Source organism: Paenarthrobacter sp. CM16 (assembly GCF_013179505.1).
GTDB lineage: Bacteria > Actinomycetota > Actinomycetes > Actinomycetales > Micrococcaceae > Arthrobacter.
Genome location: NZ_JABMCX010000206.1, coordinates 1 through 8,699 on the forward strand (window position 1 = coordinate 1; position 8,699 = coordinate 8,699).

Genomic DNA, 8,699 nt, shown 5'->3' on the forward strand with positions numbered 1-8,699 from the left:
GCTTTCGCCAACGCCGCGGCCTCCATCACCAACGGCGCCGCCAGCATCGTGGATCCGCTGGGCCGCATCCTGGGCTATTCAACCTTGCCGGGCCAGCCCATTGATGAGCTCCGGCGCATCACTACCCTGACTTTGGAAGAGACCACCCCGCCGGCGTTCGACCAGGATTTCAAGATTGTCTACGCCGCCCCTGGGGCGGTCCTGGTGCCGGCGCCCGACGACGGCATGGCCCGCCTTGCGCTGGCCGTCCGGGCTGGAGGGGAGCTATTGGGCTCCATCTGGATCATCGACCCCGGCGAGGAGAACCGGGCTGCGGCGCTCAATGCGCTGGACCGGATGGCTCCGCTGGCGGGCTTGCACATGCTGCATGCCCGCTCTGCCTCCGATTTCGGGGAGCGCCGCAACGCTGACCTCATCCGAACGCTCATGGATGATACTCCGCATGCCATCTTCGCCGCCGCCCAGCTGGGCTTGGACACCGCGAACGGGCTGGCTGTGGCCGCCTTTTCGATTGTCCGCCCGGAGTCCGGAAGCCTGGAATCAGTGCGCGATATCCACCGGCTCCTGCACTTGGTGACTACGGTGTGCACCGTGCAATTCGGCACGGGACACAGTGCCCTGCTCGGCTCAGTGGTCTACGCGATCCTGCCCTGCAAAGGGACCTCGCCCCGGGCGGTGCACGGGCGGCTCATCCAGGAAATACAGGCGTACTCACACACCATCAGTTCCTACTCCGTCATCGCCACCGTGGGCGGCATCGCCGATGGCATCGAGGACCTCCCCCGGTCCAGGTCCGAGGCAGTCCAGACACTGAACCACCTGCTGAACCTGCATACGCGCGACGGAAAACAAGGTGGCACTGGAAGGGCCCGGAGCGAAGGCAAAGTACCGGGAGTTGCCCTCTATGAGGACTTCCAGATCCCGTTGAACCTGCTCAAGATCGGGGCGTTCATTGAGGAGAACGGACTGGGCGGCACGGACGAAATCGCCCGGATCCAGGCCAGGGATGCCGAGCAGCAAACAGATTACCTGGATACCCTCCGCGCCTATCTTGAAAGCAACGGAAACATCTCAGCCATGGCCGCCCGGCTTCACGTCCACAACAACACCGTCCGGTACCGCGTGACCCGCCTGGCCGAGGACTTCAACCTTGACCTGGCGGATCCGCAGAAACGGCTGTGGCTGTGGCTGCGCCTGACCACCATGGACCTTTCCTCCACATAGCTCCCGGCCGGAAGCTACCGGATAATCGGAAGTCCCGCCGTTGGGAAGAGGCTGGGGAAGATCGACGGCGGTGGCACCGGCACTGTTTCCAGGGGCACCGTGACGGTGTCCGTACCTACGGTCACAACGTCCTCCCGCACGTTCACGGTCAGCGGTTCGTCACTGTAGTCAGCCCCGGAGACGAGTGTGAGCGCCAGGGAACCCTGCGCCAGGTCAACGGCCAGCAGGCGGCCCTGGACCTTGAGCCGGAAGGACAGGCCCTCCCATTCCACGGGCAGGCGCGGATCGAAACGCAGCACTTCTCCCTGGTCCCGCATGCCGGCAAAGCCGCAGACCAAGGAGCTCCAGATCCCTCCGGTGGAGGCGATGTGGACGCCGTCGATCGTGTTGCCGTGCGAGTTGTCCAGGTCGATGAACAGCGCCTCGGTAAAGTGCTGGAGCGCGACGTCCCCGTACCCCACCTCGGCGGCCATGATGCCCTGGACACAGGCGGACAGCGTGGAGTCACCGGTGGTGATGGGATCGTAGAAGTCGAATGCGCGCTGCTTTTCCTCGGCTGAGAAGTCCTGCCATTGGAGGAACATCGCCAACACAGTATCGGCCTGCTTGAGGACCTGGTGCCGGTAGATCACCAGCGGGTGGAAGTTCAGCAGCAGCGGGTATTTGGACTTGGGCGTGTTCCAGTCCCACGGCTCCAAGGTCATGAAATCGTTGTCCTGGCTGTGGAGCTGCAGGTGGGGATCGTACGGAAGGAACATCCGTTCAGCTGCCTGGCGCCACACCAAACGCTCGGTATCGGCAATGCCCTCGTGCTCCAACGCCGCGGCGGCACGAAGGTTAAAGCGCGCCATTACGTTGGTGTACAAGTTGTCATTGACCACGGCGGTGTATTCATCCGGACCGGTGACGCCGTGGATGTGGAACATGCCGTCCTTGCCGAAGAAGCCCAGCGAGGCCCACATACGTGCGGTTTCGATCAGCAGGTCAGCACCCAGTTCGCCGCGGAAGGTGGCGTCTGCGCTGGCCCACTCGTACCGGTTGGCCGCGAAAGCGATGGCCGCGGCAATGTGGAACTGGGCCGTACCGGCGGCATAGTAGGCGCTGGCTTCCAGGCCGTTGATGGTCCGCCAGGGGAACAGTGCGCCGTCAACGCTGAGCTCTTTGGCACGCACCCGCGCGTCGGGCAGCATGGCGTGGCGGGATTCCAGGACCTTCCGGGCACCACAGGGGTTGGTGTACGTCAGGTAGGGCAGGAGGTAGATTTCCTGGTCCCAGAAGTAGTGGCCTTCGTAGCCCGAACCGCTCACACCCTTGGCCGGGATACCGGCCACTCCTGCACGGGCGGTGGCCTGGGCCAGCTGGAACAGGCCCCATCGGACCGCCTGCTGCATCTCCGGCTGGCCGCCGATCAGGATGTCGGCCGTGGTCCAGTATTCGTTGTAGTGCGCTTTGCTTTGGGCCAGGATGTCGGCGAACGGCACCAGGTTCGCTTCGGCGTCGGCTGCCAGGCTTTCGCCGCGGTCTTCGGCGTCCGAGGAACCGGCGACGACGTAACTGACCGTTTTCTCCAAACGGAACGTCTCGCCGTCGTGGATTGCCAGAACGTAGCGGACGGACGAGTCGTCCTCCCCCACCAGGGTTTCGAAGGGCTGGCCTTCTGCGGAAATCCAGTGATCCACGGCCATGGCCACGCGTTGGCGCGATTCCGAGGTCTCCCACGCGAGGCGAAGGGAGCCATCGGCGCCTTGCAGGTGGAGCGGCAGGAGGACGCGGCCGGCGTGCCGTCCGGAACGGCGGGGGTCGTGGGCCGAGTGGTCCTCCACAGGCTGGTCCTGGCGGTTCACGACGCCGGAGGTGATGTCCGCGGATACCACCCGGTCAGCTGTCAGCGACAGTTCAAGGCCAAGGCAGCCGCGCGAATCGAACCCCACCGCGCGGCGCTCTACGGTGGTGACGGTAGCGCCCGAGCGGCAGGCCCACGTGATGGATTCTTCGTATATGCCTGTGGAAAAGTCGACGCTGCGGTGGTAGTCAACCACGGCAGACTCCGCCAGGCTCAGGGCTTCGCCATCAATGGAGACCGTGAAATTGTTGGCATCCGGAACGTACACAATCCGCTGGCCGGTCCGCGCAAAACCATACGCATTCTCGGCATGTTTGATGTCCCAGATTTCGTGGAATCCGTTGATGAACGTGCCGGGAAGTTCGCCGTCGCCCGCGGTTGAGTGCGAGCCGCGGATGCCAAGGTGGCCGTTGCCAAGTGCGAACAACGTTTCCAGTGTCCCCTCGTCACCGGGGACGTGGATGTTCTCCACGAGCTTCCAGGGCTCGCAGGGGAAGCGCAGCCGATCGGAGCTGATGAGTGCCTGGGCGGTTGAAGTCCTTCGAAAAAGTAGGGTCAGAGAAGGTCGTTGAGGTCGTCGACCACCAGCGTGGCGCCGGCGTCGAGCAGGGTTTGGCGGCCCGCCCCGCGGTCCACGCCGATCACGGCGTAAAAATTGGCGCCTGCGCCGGCTTGGACGCCGGACACTGCGTCCTCCACCACGATGCATTCCTCCACAGGCACGCCCAGCAGGCCCGCGCCATAGACGTACGTGGCCGGGTCCGGCTTACCGGGAAGTCCGACGGCGGCAGCCACCTGGCCGTCCACCACCACCTCGAAGTGGTGGTCAAGGCCGGCGGCCTTCAAGACAGCCGGCGCGTTCCGGGAGGACGAAACCACCGCCACTTTGAGACCCAGCTCCAATGCGGCGTTGATGAACTTGACCGACCCCTCGTAGGGTTCAACACCGCGGGAGTTGACGATCTCGTTGAAGATGGCGTTCTTGCGGTTGCCCAGGCCCTGCACGGTCTGGTTCGCGGGGTCGTCATGAACCGGCCCCTCAGGCAGGGTGACGCCGCGGGAGGCCAGGAAATCCCGGACGCCATCGAACCGCGGCTTGCCGTCGATGTGGTCGAAGTAGTCGCTCTCCTGGTATCCCTGCGGGTGGCCGGTCCCGGCAAGGTAAGCATCAAACAGTTCCTGCCACGCTTGCTCATGCACCACGGCAGTGGGCGTCAGCACGCCGTCGAGGTCGAACAACAGCGCCGAGGCGCCGGTCCAGGCATTACGAAGATCAGTCATGTGCAGTAGTCCGTTCAGCGCTTGTGGCGCGTGGTTTTGCGTTCGATGAGCTTGGTATCGAGCAGGTGGTTGAAGGGTTGATGGGGGGTTTCGGTATTCAGGAGTCGTTCGCACAGCAGGTTCGCTGCGAAGGCGCCTTGGTCTGCCACGGGCTGCGCCACGGTGCTCAATCCAAGGAACCCGCTCATGGGGTGGTTGTCCATTCCGATCACTGACACGTTCTTGGGCACGGATAAACCGTATTCGCGGAGCGCCTTCAACGCTCCAAACGCGGCTTCATCGCAATGGGCGAACACCGCCGTGGGCCTCGCGCCACGGGCGATGAGTTCCGTCATTGCCCGTCGGCCGTCATCGATGCTTGGCCCGGCACCCACCACAAGGTCCGGGTGGACGGTGAGGTGATGTTCATCCAGCGCACGCTTGAAGCCACGGAACCGTGGAGTCTCAGTCACAACGGGGTGTTCATTGCTCGAGAGAACGGCCAAGTCCCAATGGCCCAGCCCCAGCAGGTGTTGGGTTGCCTGCCAGGCTGCGTGTTCGTCATCGATAGCTACATTGTCCCACGGAACATTTTCCATGCCCACGCTGGCTATCGCCAGTCCGCACGCCTCCAGTGCGTCCACTTCGCCGGGCACCAGGTCAAGGGTGAGCAGGAGCAGCCCGTCCACTCTCTGCGCGAGGTTTCCCAGGTCTGCGAAGAACTGCCGCCGCACACTGTCCTTGTTGCGCAGGCTGATCAGCACGGTGTCGTAGCCACTGTCTCCGAGGACTTCCTCAGCTGCCTCCACGGCCTGGGCGAAGAACCAGGAGGTGGCTGTCGGGGCCACTATCGCAACTGAACCCGTCCTGCCGCCCGCCAACCTGGACGCTGCGGCCGAGGCCTTGTAACCCAGCTTGGCGGCAGCCCCGGCTACCTGTTGTTGAGCCCTTTCAGAAACGTTCGGGAGGTTCCTGAGGGCCCGGGATACCGTGCAAATGGACAACCCGGAGAGGACGGCCACGTCCTGGATTGTCGCCCTGTGAGTCCTAACCATGCAACACCGCCTCAGCCCTTTCCACGCTCGCCTAACGCCTTCACGTGTGACCCGGACCGGGTCACCAGCCAAAAGTGTAAGCGCTTACAATTTTGTCATTCAATAGAGTGCGGTCGAATGCGAAATTGTGACGCGAATCTCACCAAGAGATTGATTCGGGAGCCCGGATGACGTCTAATCCGGGGATCAAGCCCAGAACATCAACCCGTAACTTCAACCCGGAACATCACCCCAGGACGTAGAACTTCAGGAACGCACTGACGTCCACCAGCTCCGGCGGTTCGATCCTGTGGCCCATCCCCGGATAAGTGCGTGCCGTCAAAGCCACATTGGCTTCCAGCCACTCCGCTGTGTGGGCAATCGCGTCCTCATTGATGACGGGATCGGCCTTGTCGCGCCCCCAGAAAAACGGCGGCGGGGTATCGAAGGACTCGCTCAGGGCAAGGAGGTCGTTGTCCAGCACAAAACCGGACAGGCCCACCGTGGCCTTGAAGGCCTGGGGCCGCAACCGCAGGAGCGTACTGGCCATGGCCATACCCTGCGAATACCCCAGCAGGCTCACGCTGCTGTGATTGTCCTTGACCGAGTTGATCCAGTTGAACACCGTGTTGGTGGACGCAATCACATCAGCAAAGTCGTTGGTCAGGAAGTAGTCCAACAGGAACCAGCCGTAGTCGTCGCCAATCACTTTCGGGCCGCGAAGTGCAGCGCACGTGAACTCGCCGGGAAGATGCGGAAAGAGGTCCACCATGCGTTGCTCGCTGGTTCCATAACCGTGCATCATCACCAGCAACGGAGTGCCCGCGCGCTGGCTTTCGGGCTTTGACCACACCACTGAATCCATGGGCATGAGCCTAGTAGACTGGCGCCATGACTCCGCAGGAACTGGCCAACCTGGCTCATCTGCGGCGCGCCCGCGACTTCATTGATCGCGAGTATGCGCGTCCTCTGGATGTGCCCACCATGGCCGCCGGAGCGCTCATGTCACCCGCGCATTTCTCCCGCCAGTTCAAGGCCGCCTACGGCGAATCCCCCTACAACTACCTCATGACCCGGCGGATCGAACGGGCCATGGCCCTGCTCCGGGCAGGCACCAGCGTCACGGACGCCTGCATGGAAGTCGGCTGTACGTCGCTTGGCTCCTTCAGCACGCGATTCACGGAAATCGTTGGCATCAACCCCAGCGAATACCGCTCGCGCGAGCACCATGCCGTCAAGGCCATGCCCTCCTGTATCGCCAAGCAGCACACGCGGCCCGAACGCAATGGGGGCAAGACTTCGGCTCCGGCTTCTGCTCCGGTTTCGGCCGCGGCCCTGGCCCCGGTTTCGGCTCCTGCTTCGGTGCCTGATGGACTGAGCAGGATTGAAGAAGCGCCAGCGCCACAGCTGCAATAGCGTGTGATTCATGAACATTTCATTGAAGTATGCACATGTCACCGTCAACGATGTGGATGAGTCGCTTGCCTTCTACCGCGACGCCCTGGGTTTCGACGTAAGGAACGACGTCGGCTCGGATGGCCAGCGCTGGGTCACCATAGGCAGCGACGCCCAGCCGGATCTTGAACTGGTGCTTTCCCCGCCGCACGCCGGCCGTTCACAGGCCGACGGCGATGCCATCCAGGAACTCCTGACCAAGGGTGTTATGCCCATGCTGGTGTTCACCACGGATGACCTGGACGCTACTTTCGAGAAGCTCCGCGCATCAGGCGCCGAAGTTCTCCAGGAACCCATCGATCAGCCCTGGGGGCCGCGCGACTGTGCCTTCCGCGACCCGTCAGGCAATATGATCCGTATCAACCAGGGCTGACGGGCTTAACGCCAGGGTTCTGCTCGGGCTGTACGGCCGGTTGACGGGCTCAACCCTCGTCTTCCACTGCGGCATTACGACGGCGGCCGGTTGCCGCTGCACCCGAGGCGACCGCCGCCGTCGTACTGACTGCCGGTTGCCGCCGCACCCGAGGCGACCCGCCGCCGTCGTACTGTCTGCCCGCTGCCCCTTCACCCGCCGGACTTCTTCGCCTGCACTACTTCTTCGCTTGCAGTAATTTCCCTAGTGACTCAGCACCCCGGCGTCGGACCGTTCGCCGTCCTGGTGCGTGGAGGCAATGGCGGCGGATACGACGTCGGACAACCGGCGACGCTGGCTGTACGCCTGGCGTTGCAGCCGTTCGCCGGTGCCCCGGCGGAGAATGTTCGCCACTCCTGCCCGGGCGAGGGCAAGATCACCGGTGGCTGTGAGCGCCGGGCGAACGTGCCGGAGCAGTGCTGCTGCTACGTCTGAAGCAGGATAGGGCCGCTGCTCCAGGGGGTGAAGCAGTTGGTGGTTGATGCCAAAGCGGCTGGCTTTCCAGTTGGCCATGCGGATGACCGGCGTCAACGTGCTCGACGCCGGTTTTCCCCGCCGCCATTCGGCCGCCGATGTTTCCACCAGGGCACGGGCGATCACGGCAATGGTGAGGGCGTCTTCGGCGTAAAGGCAGACATCCGCGATCCGCAATTCAACAGTGGGATGTCCCCTGGACAGGCGGGCATCGAAGTAGATCATGCCCTCGTCCAGCGGAACGCCAGTACCCAACAACTCCGAAAGCATCTCCTGGTAACCCTCCACGGAACCGAAGACATCCATGGGGCCGGCAGTGGGCCACCTGTTCCAGATCTGTGTCCGGTAGCTGGCGAAACCGGTATCGGCTCCCATCCAGAAAGGAGAATTGCCGCTCAAGGCCAGAAGCACCGGCAACCAGTGCCGCATCCGGTCAAGGACAGCGACCCCTTCTTCCGGCGATTCTATGGATACGTGGACGTGGAAGCCGCAGGTGAGCTGCTCACGCGAAATCAACCCGAATTCCGTCCCCATGGCCGCATACCGCTGGTTCCCCGTGGTGGGAGTGGCGTGGAAGACGGGCGGGGTGGCCAATGCGGCGACGCGCGCACCCACAGTCCGTGCGGCTTTGTCGGACAATGCCCGCCCTGCACGGATCTCGTCCCTGAGTTCAGCCGCAGTCCGGCAGGGACGCGAGTTGACCTCCACCTGCTCCTGCTTGAATTCGGACTTCAGCGTCGCGTTCCCGGCGCCATGCTCATCACCGGCACTGCCTTCCGCCTCGCCAAAGTGCGGAGCAGCAACATCAAGGATGTCTGCGGCCAGCGCCAAAGGCGTACCGTCCGCCGGATCCGCGATCAACAGTTCCTCTTCAACACCAAACGTGCGCATAGCCACCCCTCCCGCTGTTGGTTATTCAGAGACGGCAGTCATCCAACGTGGCGCGGAACCTCCATTTGGAAACCGCAACGGCAATGCAGTACCTGCGTCTGCAAGT

At 63.3% G+C, this 8,699-nt stretch carries 7 protein-coding genes and 1 pseudogene; 3 read left to right on the top strand and 5 right to left on the bottom strand.

From position 1 onward, the window contains the following. A partial coding sequence (locus HP499_RS16770) for a CdaR family transcriptional regulator (RefSeq protein WP_172325352.1) occupies positions 1 to 1,224 on the top strand: 1,224 nt, incomplete at its 5' end. A gap of 14 nt (positions 1,225 to 1,238) precedes the next feature. Here the strand turns inward: HP499_RS16770 and HP499_RS16775 are convergent. The 4 genes from HP499_RS16775 to HP499_RS16790 all read right to left on the bottom strand — a co-directional run bounded on the left by HP499_RS16775 (position 1,239) and on the right by HP499_RS16790 (position 6,226). After that, positions 1,239 to 3,539: a glycosyl hydrolase family 65 protein gene (locus HP499_RS16775; RefSeq protein ID WP_309138410.1), complete on the bottom strand. Its 2,301-nt coding sequence runs from the start codon at positions 3,537 to 3,539 to the stop codon at positions 1,239 to 1,241. A gap of 83 nt (positions 3,540 to 3,622) precedes the next feature. Beyond that, on the bottom strand, positions 3,623 to 4,348 hold the full coding sequence (locus HP499_RS16780; protein ID WP_172325353.1) for an HAD family phosphatase: 726 nt from the start codon (positions 4,346 to 4,348) through the stop codon (positions 3,623 to 3,625). 14 nt (positions 4,349 to 4,362) lie between these two features. Continuing rightward, positions 4,363 to 5,382 carry a LacI family DNA-binding transcriptional regulator gene (locus HP499_RS16785; protein WP_172325354.1) on the bottom strand — a complete coding sequence of 340 codons (1,020 nt, stop codon included), beginning with the start codon at positions 5,380 to 5,382 and terminating at the stop codon, positions 4,363 to 4,365. Between the two features lie 226 nt (positions 5,383 to 5,608). Further along, positions 5,609 to 6,226 carry an alpha/beta hydrolase gene (locus HP499_RS16790; protein WP_172325357.1) on the bottom strand — a complete coding sequence of 206 codons (618 nt, stop codon included), beginning with the start codon at positions 6,224 to 6,226 and terminating at the stop codon, positions 5,609 to 5,611. A 26-nt stretch (positions 6,227 to 6,252) separates the two neighbouring features. Here HP499_RS16790 and HP499_RS16795 point away from each other — a divergent pair. Together HP499_RS16795 and HP499_RS16800 are read left to right on the top strand one after the other, a co-directional pair. Beyond that, a pseudogene (locus HP499_RS16795) lies at positions 6,253 to 6,651 on the top strand (helix-turn-helix transcriptional regulator); the annotation flags it as partial. 136 nt (positions 6,652 to 6,787) lie between these two features. Then, on the top strand, positions 6,788 to 7,189 hold the full coding sequence (locus tag HP499_RS16800; RefSeq protein ID WP_011773069.1) for a VOC family protein: 402 nt from the start codon (positions 6,788 to 6,790) through the stop codon (positions 7,187 to 7,189). A gap of 243 nt (positions 7,190 to 7,432) precedes the next feature. Here the strand turns inward: HP499_RS16800 and HP499_RS16805 are convergent, their stop codons facing one another. Next, positions 7,433 to 8,593, bottom strand: coding sequence for a glutamate--cysteine ligase (locus HP499_RS16805; RefSeq protein ID WP_172325355.1), 1,161 nt, complete (start codon positions 8,591 to 8,593; stop codon positions 7,433 to 7,435). Between the last annotated feature and the right edge of the window lie 106 nt (positions 8,594 to 8,699).